Source organism: Sporosarcina sp. GTC18466 (genome assembly GCF_055389225.1).
In genome coordinates this window covers 800,459-826,184 of the sequence record NZ_AP044037.1, presented here as the reverse complement: position 1 = coordinate 826,184, position 25,726 = coordinate 800,459, and the positions used below count along the sequence as shown (strand labels likewise).

Here is a 25,726-nt window from a genome sequence, read left to right as displayed (position 1 = left end):
GTTTGCGAATCGTTATGAAAAAAGGCGAGTTTGGATTATACTAGTTCTGTAAATTTATTTTGGGGGTCGAAATAATTGGCGAAATTAGATGAAACAGTAACTATGCTGAAAGATCTCACAGACGCAAAGGGAATTCCCGGCAACGAGCGGGAACCGCGCGAAGTGATGAAAAAGTATATCGAGCCGTATGCGGATGAAATTGAATACGATGGCCTCGGTTCTTTGATCGCGAAGAAAACGGGCAAGGAAGACGGCCCTCGCATCATGGTGACAGGCCACTTGGATGAAGTGGGCTTCATGGTGACAAAAATTGACGACAAAGGGTTCATCTCCTTCCAGACGGTCGGCGGATGGTGGTCCCAAGTGATGCTCGCGCAGCGCGTTACGATCGTGACACGCAAAGGGGACACTGTGACAGGCGTCATCGGTTCAAAGCCGCCGCATATCCTCACTGCAGAAGCTCGCAAGAAGCCGGTCGACATTAAAGACATGTTCATCGATGTCGGTGCGGAAACTAAAGAAGAAGTGATGGAATGGGGCATCCTCCCAGGAGATATGGTCGTTCCGCATTTTGAATTCACTGTGATGAATAACGACAAGTATCTGCTTGCGAAAGCATGGGATAACCGAATCGGCTGTGCGATCGCTATAGACGTCATGAAGAAGTTGAAAGACGAAAACCACCCGAACGTCGTATTCGGTGTGGGCGCTGTTCAGGAAGAGGTCGGACTTCGCGGCGCGAAGACGGCTGCTGCGACAGTCAAACCCGATATCGGCTTTGCGGTCGATGTAGGGGTTGCCGGTGATACGCCAGGCGTTACATCGAAAGAAGCGATGGGGAAAATGGGCGATGGCCCGCAAATCCTGTTGTTCGATGCTTCGATGGTTTCGCATAAAGGCCTCCGGGACCTTGTCGTCGATACAGCTGAAGAGAATGGCATCCCGTACCAATTCGAGGCGATTCCTGGCGGCGGCACGGATGCAGGTTCCATCCACCTGAGCAACAACGGCGTTCCATCTCTCGCCATCTGTATCGCAACCCGCTATATCCATAGCCACGCGGCGATGCTGCACCGGGATGATTATGAAAATGCTGTAAAACTCATCGTCGAAGTCATCAAGAAGCTTGACCGCGACACTGTGAACCGCATCACATTTGAATAATTTGAGGAAGGGATTGCACTGACTCTAGTGCAATCCCTTTTTTTTTGATTAACCGGCTGCTAATGAGGGTAGATGGGTAGTTGCAACGGTAAACGGCCTTCCAACGGGTCCGGTCAATATATGGATATAAAAAATATTTATAATAATTCATTTGACTTCATAAATATTCATATATATACTGAACTACACAAACCATCTTAAAGGAATGGAGAGGGTTCATAATGGTACGATTACACAAGAGTGTTCCTGATGTCGAAAGTAATTTAAAGGGGTGCGATATGCTGTCGCTGCTCGATTATACAAGTGAGGAGATTGCATACTTATTGCAAAAAGCCTATGACATGAAACGGGCGGCTTTAAAAGGGGTGCTTCCCCCGCTGCTTGCGGGGAAGACGCTCGGGATGATTTTCGAGAAGCATTCGACTCGCACGCGGATTTCTTTTGAAGTGAGCATGATCCAGCTGGGAGGGCAGGCAATGTTCATGAATTCCCGTGATCTGCAAATCGGCAGAGGGGAGTCTGTCCACGACACAGGGCATGTGCTAAGCGAGTATCTGGACGGCATCATGATTCGGGCGAACTCCCATCAAATGGTGAAGGAACTGGCGGAACATGCGTCCATCCCGGTCATCAACGGGCTGACAGACCTTTATCATCCATGTCAGGCTCTTGCTGATCTGCTGACTGTCAAAGAAGAGAAGGGAAGCCTTGCAGGATTGAAGCTGGCGTATGTAGGAGATGGAAACAATGTGGCGCATTCGCTCATTATCGCGGCGGCCCATATGGGGATGCATGTGTCGGTTGCAACGCCGAAAGGCTATGAATGCAACGGGTATATCCTGGAGAAAGCGAAGTTGCTTGCGAGCAGGAATAGCGGCAGCATCCTGGCAATGCATGATCCGGCAATGGCAGCGGAAGGAGCCGATGTAATCTACACCGATGTGTGGGCGTCGATGGGGCAGGAGGCTGAGACAGAGAAACGGCTTGCTGATTTTGCCGGCTTCCAGATCAATGAAGATCTCGTCTCCCTCGCGAAGCCGGACTATATGTTCCTGCATTGCCTGCCAGCGCATCGCGAAGAGGAAGTGGCGGCTTCTGTCATAGACGGACCGAATTCGTTTGTGTTCCAGCAGGCGGGCAACCGGCTTCACGCCCAAAAGGCGGTTCTTGCAGTCCTGCTTGGTTGACAAAATCCTCTTCAAAAAGGATTATACCCTTTCAAAAAAGGGGCTGCTGTGACCAGAATGGCAGCAAATGTCGCTATCCAAAAGTATCCTGAGTAGATGCGGGGGCCAGGATTCTTCCTCCAAGCTGTTTTTGCGATAGTGGAAACGCTATAACACAAATAAGTTATGCCGAACCAGTTGACCCAGACGTTTCCTGTGAAAGCGATATTCCTTGCCTCTAGTGCGGGCTGTAAAATATATATTGTGATGGCGAGTCCGATGGCAAGGTAGATGCAAACTTTCATCATAGTTGCCGCAATATCTCTCATTATGTCTCTGCACTCCTTTGGGGTATATTTCCATTAGCATAACATAGAAAAAAGGGCTTTTCAAAGCGGCGATTGACTCGCTTTGAAAAGGCCCTTTTTCTCATTGCTGCATTGTGAATGATTGTGCAATCTGCTGCGTCATCCGTTCTTTCTCCTGTTCATCAGAACGATTCCACAGGTTTTCAAAAAACACGCCTAAACCAGGAAGAAGTTGTTCCTCTCCCTTTGTCATTGCGTCGTCTACGATGCCTCTGATCTCCGCTGCGCTGTTATTCTGCATGTTTGCGGAAATCGCTTGTCGTATTTGAAAATTCATAGTTACCAGCCTCCTGCCCGTATTGTGTGCAAACCATCGCTAATCATACCCATTTTTGCTACACTGAAAAGAAAAAGGCGGGCATTTAAGATGAAACGTATTGAATCAAGACAGAATGCATTAGTGAAACATTGGATCAAACTGAGCACGACGCGTAAAGAACGAGAGAAAACAGGAGAATTCATCGTGGAAGGGTTCCATTTGGTAGAAGAGGCTCTTAAATCAGAAGGAACTGTCCTGCATCTGATTGTCAGGGACGATCTGTCGCTGCCGGCTTCTTTCCCCCTGGAAGGTGTGCAGCTCATTGAAATACCATCGCAAATCGCGAAGGATCTGGCGGAAACAGAGCAAACGCAGGGAATCTTTGCCCATTGCAAGCAGCAGGCTTATGACGAGGCGTCGTTCAGCGATTGGAAAAAGATACTATTGATCGACTCGGTACAAGATCCAGGGAATGTGGGAACGATGATACGGACGGCAGATGCTGCAGGAATGGATGCCGTCATCCTCGGGAAAGGTTCTGCAGATCTATATAATCCGAAAACGCTCCGATCCTCGCAAGGCTCGCATTTTCATCTGCCCGTTGTCAAAGGGGATCTTGAAGAATGGACGGACCGCGTCAAACGGGATGGCTTGCGCCTGATCGGGACAGGCCTGACAGACTCGGTTGATTATGGAAGTGTCGAATGTGCTGGTCCCTTTGCATTGCTTGTTGGAAATGAGGGGAGCGGGGTTGATCCGCTGCTGCTTGGCAAAGCGGATGATATCGTAAAAATACCTCTTCATGGGAAAGCGGAATCTTTGAATGTGGCGGTCGCGACCGGCATTCTGCTCTATGCGTATGCTGCTTCCGGAAGCAGATAAAGGGAGTTTGGATTTATCACGTGATTACCCCTAGTATTGCCCGAACGTTGCAGGTTATGTATAATACAACTAGAATAATGATTGAAAAGCGATGACCGGGAAAAGTAGATGGCAAATGGGCTGACAGGGAATCCGCACCTTGACTGGAAGTGCGGGTGGGCGCATGGCGATTGAAATTCACCCCGCGAGCTGCCGCCGGGACCAGGAAACTGTAAAGGCGTGCCGGGCATGGACCGTTATCCAGAATGAAGTGATTATGCGCGTTTTGCATAATAATCAGGGTGGTACCGCGAACTCGTCCTCGTCCCTTTTATAGGGGCGGGGCTTTTTTATTTTGAAAGGAGAATGGCAATGGAACTTGAGTTGCAGCAATTGAAGGAAGAAGCGCTGGCGAAGATCGCTGACAGCGCCGATGTGAAAGCGTTGAATGATGTCCGGGTCGCCTACCTCGGTAAAAAGGGGCCGATCACGGATCTCTTGAAAGGCATGGGCAAACTGCCTGCTGAAGAACGGCCGAAGATGGGTGCGCTTGTCAATGTCGTCCGTGAAGAAGTGACGAACGCCCTGGAAACACGGATGGCGTTGCTGGAAGAGGAAGCGATCAATGCGAAACTTGCGAAAGAAGCGATAGATGTAACACTTCCAGGCCGGCCCGTTAGGACTGGCAATCACCATCCTCTCACGCGCGTGGTGGAAGAGATCGAGGATTTCTTCATCAGCATGGGGTATGAAATCGCTGAAGGGCCTGAAGTCGAGAAGGATTATTACAATTTTGAGGCGTTGAACTTGCCGAAAGGCCATCCGGCGCGCGATATGCAGGACTCCTTCTACATCACCGAAGACGTCCTTCTCCGCACGCACACATCCCCTGTCCAGGCACGTACAATGGAGGCGAAAAAAGGTGATGCCATCAAGATCATCTGCCCGGGCAAAGTGTACCGGCGGGATAACGACGACGCCACGCATTCCCATCAGTTCACTCAAATTGAAGGCCTCGTCGTTGGCGAGGATATCCGCATGAGCGATTTGAAAGGGACGCTTGATCTGTTCGCGAAGAAGATGTTCGGCGCTGACCGTGAAATCCGCTTGCGCCCAAGCTTCTTCCCGTTCACGGAACCGTCTGTTGAAATGGATATCTCCTGCTTCAAATGCGGAGGCAGCGGATGTAATGTCTGCAAGAAGACAGGCTGGATTGAAATTCTTGGGGCGGGTATGGTCCATCCGAACGTTCTGGAGATGGCTGGATATGATCCGGCGGTATTCACAGGGTTCGCTTTCGGAATGGGTCCTGAGCGGATTGCGATGCTGCGGTACGGCGTTGAGGACATCCGCCATTTCTATACGAATGATGAGCGGTTCTTATCACAATTCCATCAGGCGGAAGCGTAAGGAGGAGAAGGTCAATGTTAGTATCATTAAATTGGTTGAATGATTATGTGAACATACATGGGATCGAACCTGCCGATCTCGCTGAAAAAATTACGAGGGCGGGAATTGAAGTCGATTCCATTATGGATCGCGGCCTAGGGATGACAAATGTCGTCGTCGGCCACGTGAAGGAGTGCGTCAAGCATCCGGAAGCGGACAAGCTCAATATTTGCCAGGTGGATGTCGGCGAGGAAACGGTGCAGATCATCTGCGGGGCGCCCAATGTCGCAGCTGGCCAGAATGTTATCGTTGCGCGTCCAGGTGCTGTTCTGCCTGGAGGCATGAAAATCAAAAAAGCAAAGCTTCGCGGCGAGGAGTCGTGCGGCATGATTTGCTCGCTGCAGGAACTCGGCATTGAAGGGAAGCTCGTTCCGAAAGCGTATGCGGAAGGGATCTATGTCCTGCCAGCTGGCTCGCTCCCGGGCGAAAACGCTTTGCCTTTGCTTGGGCTTGACGATACTGTCCTGGAATTTGATCTCACACCGAACCGGTCAGACGCCCTCAGCATGCTTGGGGTTGCCTATGAAGTGGCGGCCATCCTGTCCCAAGGGATCGCCCTGCCTGAAATCACACTTACAGAAAGCGATGAGAAGGCGGAAGACGTGCTGAAACTCCGTGTCGAAGCGGAGAAAGACAATCCGATGTATGTGGCGAAAGTCGTGAAGAACGTCAAGGTCGCTGAATCACCGATGTGGCTGCAAAACCATCTGATGGCTGCAGGCGTCCGCCCATTGAACAATGTCGTCGATATCACAAACTTTGTTTTGATGGAGTACGGCCAGCCTTTGCATGCTTTTGATTATGACCGGCTTGAGACGGGCGAAATTGTCGTCAGACATGCAGAAGCCGGGGAGAAGATGACGACGCTTGATGACGTGGATCGTGAACTGAAAAGCCATCATCTTGTCATCACGAACGGCAAAGAGCCGGTCGCACTTGCAGGCGTCATGGGCGGTGCGAACTCCGAAGTGCATGATGGCACGACAACTGTTGTAATCGAATCCGCTTACTTCGCGCCAGGCTCCGTGCGGCAGACATCGAAAGACGTCGGACTCCGAAGTGATGCGAGCAGCCGTTTCGAGAAAGGCGTCGATCCGAACCGTGTTCAGGAAGCGGCAGACCGCGCCGCGCAGTTGATCGCTGAGATCGCAGGCGGGGAAGTGCTTGCGGGTTCTGTCGTATTCGATCAGCTTGAAAAGACTCCGGAAAGGATCATCGTCTCGCCGGATTATATCAATAGCCGGCTTGGCATGAAAATTTCTATGGATGAAATGATGACGATTTTAAAGCGCCTGCGAATTCCAACGGATGCTGTGAATGGCCAACTCGTCATTGATGCGCCGACAAGACGCCAGGATTTGAGGATCAAAGAGGACATCATCGAAGAGATCGCTCGGATGCATGGCTATGATGAAATCCCGATGACATTGCCCGTGACCGAATCGAAACCGGGAGGCTTGACGCCGTACCAGGCGAAGCGCCGCATCGTCAGGAATTTCCTTGAAGGAGCCGGGCTGTATCAAGCGATCACCTACTCTTTGACATCAAGTGGACAGGCGCAAGCCTTCGCACTGGAAACTGCAGAAACGACCCGTCTTCTCATGCCGATGAGTGAAGAGCGGAGCACACTGCGGCAAAGTCTGATCCCGCATTTGCTTGAAGCGGTCACATACAATGTGGCGCGCCGCACGGATTCGGTCGCCTTGTACGAAACGGGCTCTGTCTTCCTTGGCACAGAAGAGGATGGATTGCCGAAGGAAGTCGAGCATTTGGCAGTCGCGATGACAGGTAAATGGGTGGATCATGCATGGCAAGGAGAAACGAAAAAAGTTGATTTCTTCGTTCTGAAGGGGATTGTCGAAACGCTCATCCACCGGCTTGGCCTGTCGAGTGAGCTGTCGTTTGCAAAAGCGGAAATTGCAGGTCTCCACCCTGGCCGTACAGCCGACATCTTCCTCGGCGAAAAGCGCATCGGTTTCCTTGGACAGCTGCATCCTTCCGAGATGAAGCAGCGTGACTTGAAAGAGACGTATGTCTTGGAGATGAATCTAGCAGAGGTTCTGACAGCGGATACTGACGAACTCGTCTACAAGCAAGTACCGCGATTCCCGTCCATCAGCCGCGATATCGCGCTCGTCGTAGAGAGTGGAAAAGCTGCCGGTGAACTGGAGCAGATCATCCGGAAAGCAGGCGGCAAGCTCCTGAAAGGCGTAAAGCTGTTCGATCTGTATGAAGGGGAGAACGTCGAGGAAGGAAAGAAATCCATCGCCTTCTCGCTTACCTACTTCGATCCGGAGCGCACACTCACTGATGATGAAGTCGTGAAAGCGCATGACAAAGTGCTTGCGGCACTGACAACAGAAGCGGACGCACAGCTCCGCGGATAAAAGAAACGGCTGTCCAGAAAAGTATAAATTTTATTGCAACGATGCTGAAGAAATACTTTTCAAGAGGATGTAGAAAATCGCCAGAAACGGCCGACTCCTGCGGGAACAGCACGAGTCTCAAGACCCCGCAGCGAAGCGAGGAGGCTTGAGCCGTGCCCGCGGAAAGCGTGCCGGTTCTGGCGATTTTCGTCTTTAGGACAACCCATTTTCATTTCACCTGGAAACCGATCGTCGATTGCATGTCATATTCTACTGCCATGTCACCCGGGGCAACGCCTGCAAGGAAACGGGCGCGGCCATTCATGACATATTCGCCTTGCGGAAGGCCGCCGCCATGATCGACGATGGACTGGACGAAAGCGGCATACTCCGCTGAATCACGGTCGCTGAACCCTCCTGCAAACCTGTAAGTCTCCCTGTAAGGTTCTCCTTTTTTAAGCGTTGTGACCAGCAGCGGATCATCCATCGCATAATCGATTTCATACCCACGCGTCTTTTCCGTAATCGGGAAATAGAAGGGAGAGGCGCTGTGGGAGATATCGATGGAATCCTCTTCTCCTATGTATAGGAGCTCCCCGTATATCGCAGGCACTTCAAATTCTCCATAGGACGGCCTTTCGGACACAAGGCGGAAAATAAAATCCCCTTGCTGCACTTCGGCTGTCTGACTGATAACTTCCTTGACCGTGGAAGTGCTCACGGTTTTCTCTGACCAGGCATCGCAGCCGCAAAGCAGCATGAACAGGATTGCAAGGAAAGCGATTTTCTTCATGATCAACACCTCTTTCAAAGTAGTACGTTTTGAGAGAGGGGAGGTTACCTGTATTTCTTCTCGGCAAGTCTTTTTGCTTTGCTTGTATTAGCGAAGTGATGTTTCGTCATGCTTCGAAGGAAGTCATCTCCCTTAGCGAGCAGGATCTTCGCAGCCGCCTCATCGACTTTTGGCCCCGCCCCTTTCGGAAGCGGAAAGCCTGCGATGCGGCTGAGCCGATCCATCTCTTCAAGGAATGCGAAGCGGGCGATGATCGACGCGGCTGCAACAGCAACGTGCAGCCCTTCCGCTTTAGTGGAAAACAGTACATTTTCACGGATGATCTCCTTTTGTGCTTTTACGTGATTGTAATAGACCCCTCTTTCTGCAAATTGGTCGATTAGGATATAATTCGGCTGTTCGCCGCCTAGCTTTTTCAGCACTTGACGGATCGCCTGGTTATGAAGAAGAGCTTTGATTTTCCCGGCGGAATATCCTTTGCCCTGCACTTCGTTGTATTTCACGTTAGGCAGCGTCAGGACGCTATGCACAAGGGCTGCCTTCAAATCAGGAGCAATCTTGCGCATATACTCATCATTCAGCAGTTTGGAATCTTTGACACCAAGTTCCTGGACGAGCGGAATCTGCTCCTTGCGTACATAACAGGCGCAGACAGTGACTGGTCCAAAGAAATCGCCGGTCCCCGTCTCGTCAGATCCGATGACAGACAGGGTGGCAAGGTCTTCCGGCAATGTTTCACCGGCCGGCTTTTTCGCTGTTACACGGGCAGCTGATACCACCCCTCCTCCCCACTTTGCCGCTTCCCGCGCTGAGCCGGCTCCTTGGAACAGCACTTTTCCTGATTTATAAGCAGTGACCGCGACATCCGGCAATTTGGCTGCAAACACGACGCCCGGCGCTTTACGGTCGACCTGGTGGCCCGCGTAATGAGATGCGACCTTTTTAAGGCCATCTGCATCCGTTGTAATGACTTGTTGGCTCATTGAAACACCCTTCCCCTCGTTGTACTGCTATTGTACAATACAATCACTAGGCTTAAACCATGAAAATAGCGGGTATGCATCATTGCGGCCGGGCGGGGAGTACGGCCACGCGAATCGGCGGCTATTTTTTTCACAATGAAAACAGTTTCATGGTATGATGGAGCATAGGGTTCCCGCGGTCAGGGAGCAAATCAGGCATAGGAGGTCGGTTCCATGGCAGACGAGCAGAAAACTCGGGTTTCGGTTGATATTTTCGGACAGACGTATACGATCGTCGGCGGCGAACCGAGCAGCCATGTCCGGCTCGTCGCTTCGATGGTCGATGACAGGATGCGGGAGATCAGCGAGCGCAATCCATATTTGGACAGCGCAAAAATCGCGGTGCTTACCGCAGTCAACACAGTCCATGATTATTTGAAACTGAAAGAGAAAATTGAACAACTGGAAGAAGAATTGAATAAGTTGAAGGGTTGACGGTCTTTTATGTTAGATTTACTTATCGTATTCCTCCTCCTAGGAGGGCTGATTACAGGATTCAGGCGCGGCCTGATTGTTCAGGTGATCCATATGGCGGGTTTTCTCATCGCCCTTATTGTAGCTTACATATATTACAAACCGCTTGCGGAAAAATTTGTCCTCTGGGTGCCTTATCCGGGTGTAACGGCAAATCTAAAGATAGGCTGGGCAGTGGAGCAGCTTGATCTTGACGAGACATTTTATCGGCTTCTTGCTTTCGTCCTCATCTTCCTTGTCGTCAAGTTCGCTTTGCAGCTGATCGCATCCATGTTTGATTTCCTGAAGTTCATGCCGATTCTCGGATTCGCTTTCCGTTTTGCCGGAGCTGCACTCGGGTTTGTAGAGTTCTATATTGTGATTTTCCTGCTGCTCTATGTCGCTGCGATGATTCCGGTAGATATGGTGCAGACGACCATCCATAATTCCATCTTGGCGAATGCGATGTTCGACCATACGCCGATCATTTCAGAAACGGTGAAGAAATGGTGGTATATTTATAAAAACTGATTGCTTCCCCTTTTTAAGAGGGAAGCTTTTTTTACAGTGATGCAGAGGAGGGGTTACCATGAATAAAAAGACGATCATCAGGACATTTGAAAAGATTGCGCTCTATATGGAACTTCTAGGGGAGAACCCGTTCAAGGTCGGGGCATTCCGGAAAGCTGCAAATGTGCTCGAGCTCGATCCGCGCAGCCTGTCTGAGATGGACGATATCCTGAAACTGAAAGGGATTGGAAAAGGGACAGGCGCTGTCATCACCGACCTGCTCGAGAAAGGGGAATCCGATCTTCTGAAAGAGCTGGAGGAAACGGTTCCGAAAGGGTTGATCCCCTTGCTTAAAGTTCCGGGACTTGGCGGAAAACGGATCGCCAAGCTGCGGGAGGCGCTCGGAATCGATTCTGTGGAATCGTTAAAGGAAGCGTGTGAAACGCATGAAGTGAGCAAGCTTCCCGGCTTCGGAAAGAAAACGGAAGAAAAACTGCTGAATGAATTGAAGCAGATCGGCATGAAAAAGGAGAAACTGCCTGTATGGCAGATCGAAAGTTTCGTTCAGAGCGTTCAAGAAGAGCTTGCCGCAATTCCGGAGATCAAACGTTACCAGGTCGCCGGAAGCTTCAGAAGGGTCGAAGAGGAGAGCAGCGACCTGGATTTCATCATTGTGACAGACGAGCCTGGAATTGTGCGAGAGAAGATCCAGCATGCATTGCCGATTGAGGAAATCATTGCGGCAGGAGACTCCAAACTGTCCATCACGCTCGATTTCGCGGAGCTTGTAGATGCGGATTTCAGGTTCGTAGCGGAAGACCAATTTGCGACCGCTCTGCACCATTTTACAGGATCCAAAGAGCATAACGTGCGGATGCGACAGCTTGCGAAGTCGAAAGGCCAGAAAATCAGTGAATATGGCGTCGAATCGGAAGATGGTTCGGTTCGCACTTTTGAAACGGAAGAACAGTTCTTTGCCCATTTCGGATTGCCATTCATCCCGCCGGCGTTGCGTATGGATGGGACGGAAATCGACAAGGCGGATCAAATCTCCGGTATCATAATGCCTGATGATATCCGCGGGGATTTCCATATGCATACGACCTGGTCGGACGGAGGTTATTCCATCCGTGAAATGGTGGAGGCTTGCCGGGAAAAAGGGTATTCACATATGGTGATCACAGACCATACCCACTACCTGAAAGTAGCAAACGGCCTTACGCCGGAACGGCTGCGGCAGCAGATCAAGGAAATCAGGGAATTGAACGAGGAATATGACGATATCGAAGTGTTCGCGGGAACGGAGATGGACATCCTGCCGGACGGAAGCCTTGATTTCGAAGATGAATTGCTGGCAGAACTTGATTTTGTCATCGCCTCGATCCACTCGAATTTCAGCCAGCCGCGGGAGAAAATCATGAAAAGGCTGCATTCCGCCATATCGAATCCTCATGTCGACATGATCGCGCATCCGACTGGGCGAATTGTCGGGCAGCGGGAAGGCTATGATCCTGACGTGCTCCAGCTCATCGAATGGGCGAAGGAATACGGTAAGGTGCTGGAAATGAACGGAAGCCCTCACCGTTTTGATTTGAATTATCATTATTTGGCGAAGGCTCAGGAGGCCGGCGTCCATATCGCCATCAACACAGATGCCCATGCCATCAATCAGCTCGAATACATGCAGATGGGTGTGCAGTACGGCCAGAAAGCCTGGCTGAAAAAAGAGACGGTCATCAATACATGGCCGCTCGAACGATTCATCCGTGAAATAGTGCGGAAATGAAAGGAAGTGCAGGACATTGGAAAACCGTGTCTTGAAAACTCTCGAATTTGATAAAATCCGTGCCATCGTGGCGACGCACTGTACGTCGTCCGCCGGCAGGGCTTATATAGAAAAACTTGTCCCGAGCAGCGAATACGGAGAGGTCGCCCGTCTTCTTGAAGAGACGGACGAGGGACTTGCCATCCTCCGGATCCGCGGCAACGTGCCGATGGGAGGGATCAGCGACGTCAAACCCCATGCGAAACGGGCGCAGATCGGCGGCATGCTCAGCGCATATGAATTGATGGAGATCGCAAATACGATCCGGGCAAGCCGTGTCCTTCGTCAATTCATCGAAGCGGTGCATGAAGACGGTGAAATCGAAATACCCCACTTCCTGGGGAAAAAGGAAGCTATGCCGGTCCTTACCGGTCTTGAGCACGAGATCAATCACGCAATCGATGATAACGGCTATGTGATGGACAGTGCCTCATCTGCCCTCCGGTCCATCCGGCAGAGCCTGCGCACGCAGGAAAGCAGGGTGCGTGAGAAGCTTGAGGGGTACACAAGGGGCCGGAATGCGGCGAAGATGCTGTCGGACTCGATTGTCACCATCCGGAACGACCGCTTCGTCATCCCCGTCAAAGCGGAATATCGTTCTCATTTCGGCGGTGTCGTCCATGATTCCTCTTCATCCGGCCAGACGCTTTTCATCGAGCCGGACGCAGTCGTGCAGGCGAATAATGAAATCAGAGCCTTGAAATCAAAGGAACATGACGAGATTGAAAAGATCCTGATCGCACTTTCCGCGGATGTGCAGGAAGTCGCCCATGATCTGTTTCTACTTGTAGATGTGCTCTCGGAAATCGATGTAATCTTAGCGAAGGCGAAGTATGGCACTGCGAATAAATGCTCGAAGCCTGCAGTGAACGAAGAAGGCTATATCCGGCTTGTGAAGGCCCGCCATCCGCTCCTTCCGATGGAAGATGCTGTCGCGAACACGATCGAATTCGGCAAGGAGATCACGACGATTGTCATCACGGGTCCGAATACAGGCGGAAAGACGGTGACACTCAAAACGGTCGGCTTGTGCACGCTCATGGCGCAGGCGGGTCTGCCAATTCCTGCGCTCGATGGCTCGGAAATCGCCGTCTTTGACTCAGTCTACGCGGATATCGGTGACGAGCAGTCCATCGAGCAGAGTCTCAGTACCTTCTCGTCCCATATGGTCAATATCACTGACATCCTGAATAAATTCGATTCCCGGTCTCTACTCATCTTTGACGAGCTCGGATCTGGAACTGATCCACAGGAAGGGGCGGCGCTCGCGATTGCGATCCTTGACGAAGTACATGGCACAGGAGCACGAGTCATGGCGACCACGCATTATCCAGAACTGAAAGCGTACGGCTACAACCGTCCGGGTGTCGCGAATGCAAGTGTGGAATTCGATATCGACACACTCAGCCCGACGTATCGTCTTCTGATCGGCGTGCCAGGGCGGAGCAACGCGTTCGAGATCTCCAAACGCCTCGGGCTCGGCGGGCATATCATCGACCGTGCGAAAGGCTTTACGGGCTCCGATCGCGGAGAGGTCGATTCGATGATCGCTTCCCTTGAATCGAGCCGGGTACAGTCAGAGAAAGACGCGGAACGGACACATGAGCTCCTGCAGGAGACCGAGTCGCTGAAAAAGGAGCTGGAAAGCAAGCTTTCCGAATACGAAGAGCTGAAAGACAAGCTGGTTGACCAGGCGAAGGAGAAGGCGAAGAAAATCGTTGAGGACGCAAGGCGGGAGTCCGAAGCTGTCATTTCCGATTTGCGGGCACTGCGCCTGAACGCTGGCGCAAGTGTGAAAGAACACGAGCTGATCGAAGCGAGAAAACGACTGGAAGGCGCTGCCCCAGCAGAGAAAAAGAAGGCGGTGAAGGCGAAGACCGGTCCTCGGCCTCTCGCGGTCGGCGACGAAGTCAAAGTCATCACTTATGGCCAGAAGGGCACGCTTCTTGAAAAGGTTTCCGATAAGGAATGGGTGGTCCAGATCGGAATCCTGAAAATGCGGCTTGATGAATCCGTGCTGGAATACAGCAAACCAGAGAAGATGAAGGAGCCGGTTTCATCCGCATCACTGCGCGGCAGGGATTCCTATGTGAAACTGGAGCTTGATCTTAGAGGGGAAAGATATGAAGATGCCATCCAACGTACGGAAAAATATCTGGATGACGCACTCCTGTCCAATTACCATCAAGTATCGATCATCCACGGTAAAGGGACAGGTGCTTTAAGACAAGGAATCCAGACCTACTTGAAGAGCCACCCGCGCGTTAAAAGCTTCCGTTTCGGCGAAGCAGGAGAAGGCGGGCATGGCGTAACTGTTGTGGAATTAAAATAAAGTGAAACCTTTTTTCGTCAGCGCCGTATAAGGTAGGATGATTGAACGGTAAAGGAGCAGTCCAACATGTCGAAAACTGGTTTTTGGAGCCACCCGCTCGTGGAGACCGCCGGCTATTTCAGTGTCGTTGTCCTCTGTCTCATCCTCGCGATGGTCCTGTTCGAACTAGTGACCAAATATCGGAACTGGGAGGAAATCCGGAAAGGGAATGTGGCTGTTGCCCTTGCGACCGGCGGAAAGATATTCGGTGTCGCTAATATTTTCCGCTATTCCATTGAGCAGCATAACTCGTTGCCGCAGATGATCGGATGGGGGTTATATGGCTTCGTCCTATTGATCTTCGCCTATTTCCTTTTCGAATTCCTGACACCCAAATTCCACATTGACAAAGAGATAGAGAAGGACAACCGCTCTGTCGGCTTCATCTCGCTGACCATTTCTGTAGGTCTTTCATTTGTCATCGGAGCCAGCATCTCATAGGAGCGAAAGCAATGGAAAAACTATCGAAAATATTGATTGTCGTCTGCGTCGTATTCATACTCGTAGGAGTCTACTGGATGCTCAAACATACGCCTTGACCCGTCGCCGGGCAAGGCATTTTTTCTGTCCGCGCAAAATATATTGATTGAAAGCGTATTCATTTACAGATATAATTGATTAAATAGGGAATTTTCTAAGAATAAAAGGGGGTTTTCATGATGACAGCAAGGCCTTGGCTGGATCTTTATCCACCCGAGATTGCGAAGACGATCGACTATGACCGGATTCCGATCCAGGAATTTCTGACAAATTCTGCGGAGAAGTATCCGGAAAAAGCGGCGATCCATTTCATGGGGAAGGAAATTACGTTCAAGGAATTCCATGAGTCGGCGCTCAAATTCGCAAACTACCTGATTTCGCTAGGCATCGAAAAGGGGGACCGGGTGGGGATCATGCTGCCGAACTGCCCGCAAAGCGCTATCGCTTATTACGGCATACTGTATGCTGGAGGGATCGTCGTCCAGACGAATCCGCTCTATACGGAGAGGGAACTGGCCTATCAAATGGCGGATTCAGGAGCGAAAGCTATTATCGGGCTGGATATCTTATACCCGCGCATCACAAAAGTGTTAGGTGAGACATCTCTTGAGAATGTGATCATCACGGGAATCAAAGATTATTTGCCATTCCCTAAAAACGTGATCTATCCGTTCATCCAAAAAAGGGAGCATGGCATTTCGGTAAAAGTCGAGCACCGGGGCGTCAATCATCTGTTCACCGAAATCATGAAGTCGGCAAAGGCGGAGCCTATCGAGTACGATTTCAATTATGATACGGATGTTGCGCTTCTCCAATATACAGGAGGGACGACCGGACCGCCAAAAGGCGTCATGCTGACCCATAAGAACCTTATCTCCAATACGCAGATGTGCCGAGAATGGCTGTACCGGTGCAAAGATGGAGAAGAGACGGTCATGGGCATCCTGCCATTTTTCCATGTATACGGGATGACGACAGTCCTGATTCTTTCTGTTATGCTTGGAAATAAGATGGTCCTCGTGCCGAAGTTCGATTTTGAAACGGCTCTTAAGACAATCGACAAACAGAAACCGACGCTATTTCCGGGCGCTCCAACCATCTATATCGGTCTGCTGAATCATCCGAAGCTTGCTAGTTTCGATCTGTCTTCGATCAAGGCCTGCATCAGCGGTTCCGCCGCGCTGCCAGTCGAAATCCAGGAAAAGTTCGAGAGAATCACGGGCGGCAAGCTTGTTGAAGGTTACGGCCTCACGGAAACGTCTCCGGTCGCCATTGCGAACTTCGTTTGGGACGGTGAGCGAGTGAAAGGCTCGATCGGTGTTCCTTGGCCTGATACCGACGCATGCATACTTGGACCTTCAGGAACTGAACCGCTGGCGCCGGGTGAAGTCGGGGAAATCGCTGTAAAAGGGCCGCAAGTGATGGAAGGGTACTGGAACCGGCCTGAAGAGACAGCCGGAACGTTCCGGGACGGCTGGCTGCTGACGGGGGACCTCGGTTATATGGATGAAAAAGGATACTTCTATGTAGTGGACCGCAAGAAAGACATGATCATCGCAAGCGGGTTCAACATTTATCCCCGCGAAATCGAGGAAGTCCTCTATGAACATGACGCGATTCAAGAATGTGTCGTTGCAGGTGTGCCCGATCCGTACCGCGGAGAAACAGTGAAAGCATATATTGTCCTGAAAGAAGGAAAAACGGCCACCGAGGAAGAACTGAATGAGTACTGCAGAAAGCATCTCGCAGCTTATAAGGTTCCAAGGAAATATGAATTCCGCAGTGAACTGCCGAAGACGGCGGTCGGTAAAATCCTGAGACGCGCACTTGTGGAAGAGGAGAAACAGAAAGCCGGAAAAGAAGTGCAGCCGGCTGGTTGAAATGCTTGACGGAAATTGAATAAACGATTAATATGGAAATATGAATGAACCATCATTCATATTTCCTTTTTCGTGGTGGTGATAAATAATTGAAGCGGGATAAACCGAAATACAAACAGATCATCGATGCGGCGGTCGTCGTTATCGCAGAGAATGGTTACCACCAGGCGCAAGTTTCTAAGATTGCCAAAGAGGCAGGTGTTGCGGACGGGACCATCTATCTTTATTTCAAAAATAAAGAGGACATCCTCATTTCCGTATTCCGTGAGAAGATGGGCATCTTCGTACATAAGCTCGAGGAAATTCTGAAGAGGGAAATATCGGCATCGGAAAAGCTGCTCAAAATGATTGAAAACCACTTCAAGGTCATCCATGACGACCGGCACCTCGCCATCGTCACGCAGCTTGAATTGCGACAATCAAACAAAGAGTTGAGATTCCGGATCAACGAGGTGCTGAAAGAGTATCTTGGACTGCTCGATTCCATCCTGAAAGAAGGAACGGAGAGCGGGGAGTTCGATCCGCAGCTCGATATCCGGCTCGGACGGCAGATGGTATTCGGCACAATCGATGAGACGATCACCTCATGGGTGATGAATGAGCAAAAATATGATCTTATGAAACTTGCCCCGGAAGTGCATCGTCTACTGATGAACGGAATGAAAGCGTAATCATCCTTGAAATGGTATGATAATGTAGAGTCATAGATGGGAAGGACGGGAGATTATGGAGTATATCAACGTACAACATGATGAAGGGGTCGCTGTGCTGACAATTGACCGCCCCCCTGCGAATGCACTTGCAAGCGGCGTCATCAAGGAAATCGGCGAAGCAGTCGAAAATCTCCGGGAAGACAATTCCGTGCGGGTCATCGTTCTCAAGGGAGAGGGTAGGTTCTTCTCAGCTGGAGCTGATATCAAGGAATTCACATCTGTCACATCCGGGGAAGCGTTCTCCAAACTTTCCGCTGAAGGACAGGAAGTCTTCGAAAAGATTGAGAGCTTCCCGAAACCAGTCATCGCTTCCATTCATGGAGCGGCGCTGGGAGGGGGCCTTGAACTCGCCATGAGCTGTCATATCAGGCTCGTCACTGAAAAGGCGAAGCTCGGCTTGCCAGAACTTCAGCTTGGCCTGATTCCAGGCTTTGCAGGCACCCAGCGTCTGCCTCGCTATGTCGGTTTTGCAAAGGCGGCCGAGATGCTGCTGACAAGCGATCCGGTGTCCGGGGAAGAAGCAGTGCGGCTTGGTCTTGCAAACCACGCCTATCCGGAAGAGGAACTTTCCGGCAAGACGATGGAGCTGGCAAAGAAAATTGCGGGGAAAAGCCCGGTGGCGATGAAAGCCGCACTGCGTATGCTCCAGTATGCGAAACATGAGGCGTACTATGAGGGAGTGAAGGCAGAAGCGGATTCGTTCGGTGAGGTCTTTGTCTCCGAAGACGCCAAAGAGGGGATCCAGGCGTTTATTGAAAAAAGGGAACCTGATTTTAAAGGGAAATAATACTAGCCAGGGAGGTCTGTAAAATGAACATTTACGCATTAGTGAAACGTACATTTGACACAGAGGAGAAAATTTCGGTAACAAACGGAAAAATCGCCGAAGATGGCGCGGAATTCATCATCAATCCGTACGATGAGTATGCGGTTGAAGAAGCGATCCAGCTGCGTGACGCGCACGGCGGCGAAGTGACAGTCATCACAATCGGCGATGAGGAAGCGGAAAAGCAGCTTCGTACAGCGCTTGCAATGGGGGCTGACAAAGCGGTCCTCATCAATACGGAAGATGATCTTGATGAAATGGATGAATTCACAGTCGCCAAAATCCTGGCGGAGTATTTGAAAGATAAAGAAGCCGATATCATCCTTGCAGGCAACGTAGCGATTGACGGCGGCTCCGGACAGGTCGGTCCCCGTGTCGCTGAGCTTCTCGGCATCAATTATGTAACAACGATCACAAATCTGGAGGTCGATGGCACGAACGTGAAAATCGTCCGTGACGTCGAAGGGGATTCTGAGAAGATCGAGACGTCCCTTCCGTTGCTGATCACTGCGCAGCAAGGCTTGAACGAACCGCGTTACCCATCCTTGCCGGGCATCATGAAAGCGAAGAAGAAGCCGCTTGAAGAACTTGAACTCGATGATCTTGATATCGATGAGGATGACGTGGAAGCGAAGACGGAGACAATCGAAGTCTTCTTGCCGCCTGCAAAATCAGCAGGACGCGTCCTTGAAGGGGATCTTGGCGATCAAGTGAAAGAGCTGGTAGACTTGCTGAACAAAGAAGCGAAAGTTCTATAATCGTATTTTCATATCGTAATAGGAGGGACTCTATATGTCTAAAAAGGTATTAGTACTCGGAGAAGCCCGTGAAGGGGCTTTACGTAATGTATCGTACGAAGCGGTCGCTGCGGCAAAAAAAGTGTCCGGAGGCGGAGAAGTTGTCGGCGTTCTGATCGGAGATTCGGTGCAATCGCTTGCCGGCGACATGATCGCATACGGAGCAGATCGCGTCATCACGGTGGAGCATCCGCATCTTAAACATTATACATCTGACGGTTACGGCCAGGCGTTCATGGCTGTCTACGACCAAGAGAAGCCTGAAGCGATCGTCTTTGGCCATACAGCGAACGGAAAAGATCTTTCGCCGAAGATTGCCAGCAAGATCGGCTCTGGACTGATCTCAGATGTCACTTCGATCGAAGGAGAAGGGGACGATTCGGTATTCATCCGTCCGATCTACTCCGGTAAAGCGTTCGAAAAGGTGCAGAATAAGGAAGGTTTGCTGTTCTTCACAATCCGTCCGAACAATATCGAGCCGCTTGAAAAAGACGACAGCCGGACTGGCGACGTTTCTTCCGTCTCAGCTGATATCACTAACCTTCGTACAATCATCAGTGACGTTGTCCGTAAATCGACGGAAGGCGTGGATCTTTCCGAAGCGAAAGTCATCGTAGCTGGAGGACGTGGCGTAAAGAGTGCGGAAGGCTTCGAACCTCTCGAAGAACTCGCGAAGCTTCTCGGCGGCGCAGTCGGCGCTTCCCGCGGAGCGTGTGATGCAGATTACTGCGATTACTCCCTGCAGATCGGACAGACGGGTAAAGTCGTCACTCCTGACCTTTATATCGCAGCGGGTATCTCTGGAGCGATCCAGCACTTGGCCGGCATGTCGAACTCCAAGGTGATCGTCGCGATTAACAAGGACCCTGAAGCGAACATCTTCAAAGTGGCCGACTATGGCATTGTCGGCGATCTGTTCGAGGTTATCCCGATGATGATCGAAGAGATCAAAAAAGTGAAGACGAACTGATTTCAAAAATGAAAGGCTGCCCGAAGAGCTAGGAAAACTAGCCTCTGCGGCAGCCTTTTCGATTGATCAGTGTCTGACGGGTTTTCATGTGTAAGCATAACTTTAGCCCCTGATATTAGGGCATGCTATAATTCAGACAGAGTTGTATATTTAAAAGGAGGAATTTGAACATGGCTATCATTCACGCAACTGATGCGGACTTCAAAGATCAAACAAAAGAAGGTCTCGTTCTTGTGGACTTCTGGGCTACTTGGTGCGGACCATGCAAAATGATCGCTCCGGTTCTTGAGGAACTTGACGGCGATCTGGATGGCAAGGCGAAAATCGTGAAAGTGGATGTCGATGAAAACCAATCGACTGCCGGAGAATACGGCATCATGTCGATTCCGACTCTTGTCCTTTTCAAAGACGGAGAAATCGTCGACAAAGCTGTCGGTTTCCAGCCGAAAGAGCAGCTTGCTGAAATGATTGAAAAACACGCGTAATGACAACAGGGAACCGGGAACCTTCAGAGGGACCCGGTTTTTTAATAGGTGAGAGACTATGAATGAATTAATAGAACAGAAACTTGCACTGCTTCCGGACTTGCCGGGCTGCTATCTCATGAAGGACCGGCAAGGGACTATCATCTACGTAGGGAAGGCGAAGGTGCTGAAGAACCGGGTCCGCAGCTATTTCACCGGCAGCCACGATGCGAAGACGCAGCGGCTTGTCGGTGAAATTGAGGATTTTGAGTATATTGTCACCTCTTCCAATATTGAAGCGCTCATACTTGAGCTGAACCTCATCAAAAAGCATGACCCGAAATATAACATCATGCTGAAAGACGACAAGACATACCCATATTTGAAAATCACATCAGAACGAAATCCGAAGCTGATCGTCACCCGGCTGCTGAAAAAGGACAAAGGGAAGTATTTCGGACCTTATCCGAACGCCACTGCCGCGCATGAGACGAAGAAATTGCTGGATCGCCTATATCCATACCGCAAATGCCACACCTTGCCGGACAGGGTCTGCCTCTACTACCATCTCGGCCAATGTCTCGCTCCATGCGTGAATGAGGTTTCACCGGAAACATATAAGGAGATGGTAGACAGTATAACGAGATTTCTGAATGGCGGTTACAAGGAAGTGAAGGCGGAGCTGACCGAAAAGATGAATACAGCCGCTGAAAACCTTGAGTTTGAGCGTGCGAAGGAATACCGCGATCAAATCGTCAATATCGAGGCTGTCATGGAAAAGCAGACGATGATGATGAACGACTTTACAGACCGGGATGTCTTTGGCTATGCGGTGGAAAAAGGCTGGATGTGTGTCCAAGTATTTTTCGTGCGTCAAGGCAAACTGATCGAACGGGACGTATCGATTTTTCCGCTGTATCAAGACCCGGAAGATGAATTCCTCACCTTCATTGGGCAGTTCTATGGGAAATCAGGCCATCTCCTGCCAAAGGAAGTACTGCTCCCGGAACGTACGGATCTTTCGATCATCGATCAGCTACTTGAGACATCCGTGCATATTCCGCAACGTGGGAAAAAGAAGGACCTTGTCAAATTGGCGACGAAGAACGCAGGCATTTCACTGCGCGAGAAGTTCCAGCTGATCGACCGCCAGGAACAGCGGACAATCGGGGCATGCGAGGATTTGGGCGATGCGATGAATATCTATCCGCCATTCCGCATCGAAGCTTTCGACAACTCCCATACGGGGGGCGTCGATCCCGTATCCGCGATGGTTTCGTTTGTTGACGGAAAGCCGAACCGCAAAGATTACCGAAAGTATAAAACGAGGACGGCCGCTGCCCATGATGATTACGGCGCCATGCGTGAAGTGGTGCGCCGAAGATACACACGTGTATTGAAAGAGGATTTGCCTCTGCCTGATCTTATCATCATCGATGGAGGAAAAGGGCAGATGGAAATCGCGAGGGAAGTGATCGAGGATGAACTCGGACTATCCATACCGATCGCGGGATTAGCGAAAGATGAGAAGCACCAGACCGCTCAGCTCCTCTACGGGACGCCTCCAGAAATCGTTCCGCTGAAAAAGACGAGTGAAGCCTTCTATCTCTTGCAGCGGATCCAGGATGAAGTCCACCGTTTTGTCATCACATTCCACAGAAAGCGGCGCGATGCGGGATCGCTGACCTCTTCGCTCGATAATATACCGGGAGTCGGGGAGAAGCGGAAGAAGCAGCTGCTGAAACACTTCGGCTCCGTCAAGAAGATCAAAGCGGCCAGCATGGAGACGCTGAGGGAAGCCGGGCTGCCCGCAAACACTGCCAAAGCTGTGTTCGACCACTTCCATGCGGAAAATAGTGAAGGCGGCGGCTCCTGAGCAGGAGCTGCACCGCCTTTCCCGCAGCAGGCCTCTTAGGCCCGCTGAATATGTTTGATTATACTTTTGTCTTTGCATCCCATTTGACGATGAACCGTATCTGTTCGCGATCCGGCTCCTTTTCTCCATAGCATTCTGTCAGGAAACCATTCAATTTCTGGAACTGTTCAGCTATGAATCCGGCTTCGAGCTGATAGGAACGGTTTTCCACAAGCACTTTGTCGATGGGGCCCAGTATGAACTCCGTTCCATCTTTTTGCGGCTTACTATTTACATTCATCAGAAGAGGCCCCCAGCCAGCTTCTGAAAAGAAGCCTGGCAGCTCATCGCTGCTGAAGATCGGAAACTTGCGGGCGATGTCCTTGCCTGCCCAGTACAAGATGTCATCTTCGTGCTTGCCGAGGATGGAGGGAAGGACGTGGTCACGCAAAAGATCGTAGCCGAGGCGTGTCGGTGTTTCGTATGTAAGGTTCGTGTCCACTAGCATGCAATCCTTTCGCTGAAATCTCGTTGTAAGTGAGCAAGGTCTTTGGCAGGGGCTAAAAAGTCCACATCGCCTTGACCTCCTCATATGTGAGGAGTACAATGATACATGTTATTATATTGTACCATGAAGGGCCAAGCCGTTAAAGGCTATCCGGCAATGCCGGACAACTTTCGGCCGACCCAAAAAATAAGGGAGGGTAAAAGACTTGTCGAGAGAATCAGATTTTTACGTGCGCAGACTGCATTCATTGCTCGGAGTCATTCCAGTCGGGATTTTCGTGACCCAGCACTTGATCGTCAACCATTTTGCAACGCACGGTGAAGAAGCATTCAACAAAGCATCCAACTTTATGGGGAACTTGCCGTTCGTCACCTTCTTGGAATGGTTTATCATTTATATCCCTTTGATGTTCCATGCGTTCTACGGCATCTACATAGCATTCACTGCCAAACCAAATGTACAGCGCTATGGGACATTCCGTAACTGGATGTTCCTTCTTCAACGTATCACTGGCGTGTTCCTGGTCATCTTCATCGCATGGCATGTGTATGAGACGCGGATCCAGAAAGCGCTTGGCACCGAAGTGGACTTCGACATGATGGCGAACATCCTATCGAACCCGTTCATGGTTGCGTTCTATATCGCCGGAATCCTCTCCGCGACGTTCCACCTGGCGAACGGACTATGGTCATTCTGCGTTTCTTGGGGACTTACACAATCTCCTCGTTCGCAGACAGTTGTTTCTTACGTAACAATCATCGCGTTCCTTGTGCTTTCGGTCATCGGAGTTCAAGCATTGCTTGCATTCGTGGTCTGAGGACAGAAGGAAATATAGTGAATATGTAAAATTTGAGGAGTGAAAAAATAATGGCTAAAGGCAGATTGATTGTCGTTGGTGGCGGTCTTGCCGGCTTGATGGCGACCATAAAAGCGGCAGAAGAAGGAGTCGCAGTCGACTTATTCTCGCTTGTTCCGGTTAAACGCTCCCACTCCGTATGCGCGCAAGGCGGCATTAACGGAGCAGTAAATACAAAAGGGGAAGGCGACTCGCCGGATATCCACTTTGACGATACAGTATACGGAGGGGACTTCCTTGCGAACCAGCCGCCGGTAAAAGCGATGGCGGAAGCGGCTCCTGGCATTATCCGTTTGATGGACCGCATGGGTGTCATGTTCAACCGTACGCCGGAAGGTCTTCTGGATTTCCGTCGTTTCGGGGGAACACTCCACCACCGTACGGCTTTCGCCGGTGCGACAACAGGGCAGCAGCTTCTGTATGCGCTGGATGAGCAAGTGCGCCGCCACGAAGTGGATGGGCTAGTCCAAAAGTATGAACACTGGGAATTCCTCGGTATCATCATGGATGACGAAGGCATTTGCCGAGGCATCAAAGCGCAGAACCTGAAAACGATGGAAATCAAAGCGTTCCCTGGCGACGCGGTCATCATGGCGACTGGCGGACCTGGGATCATCTTCGGTAAATCGACGAACTCTGTCATCAATACAGGATCGGCAGCATCGATTGTTTATCAGCAGGGCGCAAAATATGCGAACGGTGAATTTATCCAGATCCACCCGACAGCAATCCCTGGAGACGATAAACTCCGTCTCATGAGTGAGTCTGCGCGTGGTGAAGGCGGACGTATCTGGACATATAAAGACGGGAAACCTTGGTACTTCCTTGAAGAAAAATATCCCGATTACGGAAATCTTGTGCCACGTGACATCGCGACACGTGAAATTTTTGATGTCTGCGTAAACCAGAAGCTCGGCATCAACGGCGAGAACATGGTATACCTGGACCTTTCCCATAAAGATCCGCACGAGCTTGATGTCAAGCTGGGCGGCATCATTGAAATCTATGAGAAATTCACGGGCGAAGACCCGCATAAAGTGCCGATGAAGATCTTCCCGGCAGTCCACTATTCAATGGGCGGACTATGGGTCGATTATGAACAGCACACAAGCATTCCTGGATTGTTCGCTGCAGGCGAGTGTGACTATTCACAGCACGGAGCGAACCGTCTTGGAGCGAACTCCCTCCTTTCCGCCATTTACGGCGGTATGGTAGCTGGCCCTGAAGCTGTCAAATATATGAGGGGCGTTAAACGCTCTGCGGATGATCTTCCTTCATCCCTATTTGAAACGGCTATTAAGGACGAGCAGCAGAAATGGGAAGCGACACTCAAGATGGATGGAACTGAGAACGCGTATGTCTTGCACCGCGAGCTTGGCGAAATCATGACAGAGAACGTTACGGTGGTCCGTTTCAATGACAAGCTTCAGAAGACGGATGAGAAAATCCAAGAGCTTCTTGAACGTTATGAAAACATCAATATCACGGATACACAGCAATGGTCAAACCAAGGCGCGACATTCACGCGTCAGCTGAAAAACATGTTATACTTGGCACGTGTCATCACTCTGGGAGCATTGAACCGGAACGAGAGCCGAGGCGCTCATTACAAGCCTGATTTTCCGAACCGTGACGATGAGAACTTCCTGAAGACGACAATCGCGGAATTCGACGGGAAGTCTGCGCCGATCCTTTCTTATGAAGACGTGGATGTTTCGTTGATTCCTCCGCGGGAGCGCAACTATTCCAAGAAGAAGGAGGATTGACGGT

General features: G+C 50.6%; 24 protein-coding genes and 1 other annotated feature. Of the genes, 19 read left to right on the top strand and 5 right to left on the bottom strand.

Translation table 11 applies throughout. The annotated features are described in order from the left end of the window. The first annotated feature begins 75 nt into the window (after window positions 1-75). Together ACZ5FK_RS04170 and argF are read left to right on the top strand one after the other, a co-directional pair. On the top strand, window positions 76-1,164 hold the full coding sequence (locus tag ACZ5FK_RS04170) for a M42 family metallopeptidase (RefSeq protein ID WP_464806653.1): 1,089 nt from the start codon (window positions 76-78) through the stop codon (window positions 1,162-1,164). A 221-nt stretch (window positions 1,165-1,385) separates the two neighbouring features. Continuing rightward, a complete protein-coding gene (gene argF / locus ACZ5FK_RS04165) occupies window positions 1,386-2,351 on the top strand; it encodes an ornithine carbamoyltransferase (RefSeq protein ID WP_464806652.1) in 966 nt (321 codons plus the stop codon). Window positions 2,352-2,362: 11 nt separating this feature from the next. On the opposite strand, the gene ACZ5FK_RS04160 is transcribed toward argF, so the two are convergent. Together ACZ5FK_RS04160 and sspI are read right to left on the bottom strand one after the other, a co-directional pair. After that, window positions 2,363-2,659, bottom strand: coding sequence for a hypothetical protein (locus ACZ5FK_RS04160; RefSeq protein WP_464806651.1), 297 nt, complete (start codon window positions 2,657-2,659; stop codon window positions 2,363-2,365). Window positions 2,660-2,759: 100 nt separating this feature from the next. Then, window positions 2,760-2,975 (bottom strand): small acid-soluble spore protein SspI, encoded by a 216-nt coding sequence (gene sspI, locus ACZ5FK_RS04155; RefSeq protein WP_464806650.1) that lies wholly within the window; start codon window positions 2,973-2,975, stop codon window positions 2,760-2,762. Between the two features lie 90 nt (window positions 2,976-3,065). On the opposite strand from sspI, the gene ACZ5FK_RS04150 reads away from it, so the two are divergent. From ACZ5FK_RS04150 to pheT, 3 genes are all read left to right on the top strand, one after another. Further along, entirely contained in the window at window positions 3,066-3,839 is a 774-nt protein-coding gene (locus ACZ5FK_RS04150) for a TrmH family RNA methyltransferase (protein WP_464806649.1), read from the top strand. An 82-nt stretch (window positions 3,840-3,921) separates the two neighbouring features. Then, window positions 3,922-4,151 (top strand) — a binding site (T-box leader). Between the two features lie 39 nt (window positions 4,152-4,190). Further along, entirely contained in the window at window positions 4,191-5,228 is a 1,038-nt protein-coding gene (pheS, locus tag ACZ5FK_RS04145) for a phenylalanine--tRNA ligase subunit alpha (protein WP_464806648.1), read from the top strand. Between the two features lie 14 nt (window positions 5,229-5,242). Beyond that, window positions 5,243-7,654 (top strand): phenylalanine--tRNA ligase subunit beta, encoded by a 2,412-nt coding sequence (gene pheT / locus ACZ5FK_RS04140; protein ID WP_464806647.1) that lies wholly within the window; start codon window positions 5,243-5,245, stop codon window positions 7,652-7,654. Between the two features lie 208 nt (window positions 7,655-7,862). On the opposite strand, the gene ACZ5FK_RS04135 is transcribed toward pheT, so the two are convergent. Together ACZ5FK_RS04135 and rnhC are read right to left on the bottom strand one after the other, a co-directional pair. Continuing rightward, window positions 7,863-8,426: a hypothetical protein gene (locus ACZ5FK_RS04135; protein WP_464806646.1), complete on the bottom strand. Its 564-nt coding sequence runs from the start codon at window positions 8,424-8,426 to the stop codon at window positions 7,863-7,865. 44 nt (window positions 8,427-8,470) lie between these two features. Next, a complete protein-coding gene (rnhC, locus tag ACZ5FK_RS04130) occupies window positions 8,471-9,409 on the bottom strand; it encodes a ribonuclease HIII (RefSeq protein WP_464806645.1) in 939 nt (312 codons plus the stop codon). 213 nt (window positions 9,410-9,622) lie between these two features. Between rnhC and zapA the strand changes: the two genes are divergently transcribed. The 12 genes from zapA (at window position 9,623) to uvrC (ending at window position 22,613) form a co-directional block, all read left to right on the top strand. Further along, on the top strand, window positions 9,623-9,883 hold the full coding sequence (gene zapA, locus ACZ5FK_RS04125; protein ID WP_464806644.1) for a cell division protein ZapA: 261 nt from the start codon (window positions 9,623-9,625) through the stop codon (window positions 9,881-9,883). 9 nt (window positions 9,884-9,892) lie between these two features. Then, window positions 9,893-10,432: a CvpA family protein gene (locus tag ACZ5FK_RS04120; protein WP_464806643.1), complete on the top strand. Its 540-nt coding sequence runs from the start codon at window positions 9,893-9,895 to the stop codon at window positions 10,430-10,432. 58 nt (window positions 10,433-10,490) lie between these two features. Continuing rightward, window positions 10,491-12,197, top strand: coding sequence for a DNA polymerase/3'-5' exonuclease PolX (polX, locus tag ACZ5FK_RS04115; RefSeq protein ID WP_464806642.1), 1,707 nt, complete (start codon window positions 10,491-10,493; stop codon window positions 12,195-12,197). Between the two features lie 16 nt (window positions 12,198-12,213). Then, window positions 12,214-14,568 carry an endonuclease MutS2 gene (locus ACZ5FK_RS04110; protein WP_464806641.1) on the top strand — a complete coding sequence of 785 codons (2,355 nt, stop codon included), beginning with the start codon at window positions 12,214-12,216 and terminating at the stop codon, window positions 14,566-14,568. A gap of 66 nt (window positions 14,569-14,634) precedes the next feature. Further along, the gene (locus ACZ5FK_RS04105) at window positions 14,635-15,048 is read left to right on the top strand and encodes a DUF350 domain-containing protein (RefSeq protein ID WP_464806640.1); all 414 of its coding nucleotides are present in this window, start codon (window positions 14,635-14,637) and stop codon (window positions 15,046-15,048) included. A gap of 218 nt (window positions 15,049-15,266) precedes the next feature. Beyond that, a complete protein-coding gene (locus tag ACZ5FK_RS04100) occupies window positions 15,267-16,967 on the top strand; it encodes a long-chain-fatty-acid--CoA ligase (RefSeq protein ID WP_464806639.1) in 1,701 nt (566 codons plus the stop codon). Window positions 16,968-17,056: 89 nt separating this feature from the next. Continuing rightward, window positions 17,057-17,638: a TetR/AcrR family transcriptional regulator gene (locus ACZ5FK_RS04095; RefSeq protein WP_464806638.1), complete on the top strand. Its 582-nt coding sequence runs from the start codon at window positions 17,057-17,059 to the stop codon at window positions 17,636-17,638. A gap of 55 nt (window positions 17,639-17,693) precedes the next feature. Next, window positions 17,694-18,467 (top strand): enoyl-CoA hydratase, encoded by a 774-nt coding sequence (locus ACZ5FK_RS04090; protein WP_464806637.1) that lies wholly within the window; start codon window positions 17,694-17,696, stop codon window positions 18,465-18,467. Window positions 18,468-18,490: 23 nt separating this feature from the next. Then, complete coding sequence (locus ACZ5FK_RS04085) at window positions 18,491-19,264, top strand: electron transfer flavoprotein subunit beta/FixA family protein (RefSeq protein ID WP_464806636.1); 774 nt, start codon at window positions 18,491-18,493, stop codon at window positions 19,262-19,264. A 34-nt stretch (window positions 19,265-19,298) separates the two neighbouring features. Then, window positions 19,299-20,273: an electron transfer flavoprotein subunit alpha/FixB family protein gene (locus tag ACZ5FK_RS04080; protein ID WP_464806635.1), complete on the top strand. Its 975-nt coding sequence runs from the start codon at window positions 19,299-19,301 to the stop codon at window positions 20,271-20,273. Window positions 20,274-20,443: 170 nt separating this feature from the next. Then, window positions 20,444-20,758 (top strand): thioredoxin, encoded by a 315-nt coding sequence (trxA, locus tag ACZ5FK_RS04075; protein ID WP_464806634.1) that lies wholly within the window; start codon window positions 20,444-20,446, stop codon window positions 20,756-20,758. 58 nt (window positions 20,759-20,816) lie between these two features. Continuing rightward, complete coding sequence (uvrC, locus tag ACZ5FK_RS04070) at window positions 20,817-22,613, top strand: excinuclease ABC subunit UvrC (protein WP_464806633.1); 1,797 nt, start codon at window positions 20,817-20,819, stop codon at window positions 22,611-22,613. A 58-nt stretch (window positions 22,614-22,671) separates the two neighbouring features. Here the strand turns inward: uvrC and ACZ5FK_RS04065 are convergent, their stop codons facing one another. Next, complete coding sequence (locus ACZ5FK_RS04065; RefSeq protein ID WP_464806632.1) at window positions 22,672-23,094, bottom strand: YslB family protein; 423 nt, start codon at window positions 23,092-23,094, stop codon at window positions 22,672-22,674. Window positions 23,095-23,305: 211 nt separating this feature from the next. Between ACZ5FK_RS04065 and ACZ5FK_RS04060 the strand changes: the two genes are divergently transcribed. Both ACZ5FK_RS04060 and sdhA read left to right on the top strand, forming a co-directional pair. Next, complete coding sequence (locus ACZ5FK_RS04060) at window positions 23,306-23,917, top strand: succinate dehydrogenase cytochrome b558 subunit (RefSeq protein WP_464806631.1); 612 nt, start codon at window positions 23,306-23,308, stop codon at window positions 23,915-23,917. Between the two features lie 50 nt (window positions 23,918-23,967). Next, window positions 23,968-25,722 carry a succinate dehydrogenase flavoprotein subunit gene (gene sdhA / locus ACZ5FK_RS04055; RefSeq protein ID WP_464806630.1) on the top strand — a complete coding sequence of 585 codons (1,755 nt, stop codon included), beginning with the start codon at window positions 23,968-23,970 and terminating at the stop codon, window positions 25,720-25,722. Window positions 25,723-25,726 lie beyond the last annotated feature (4 nt).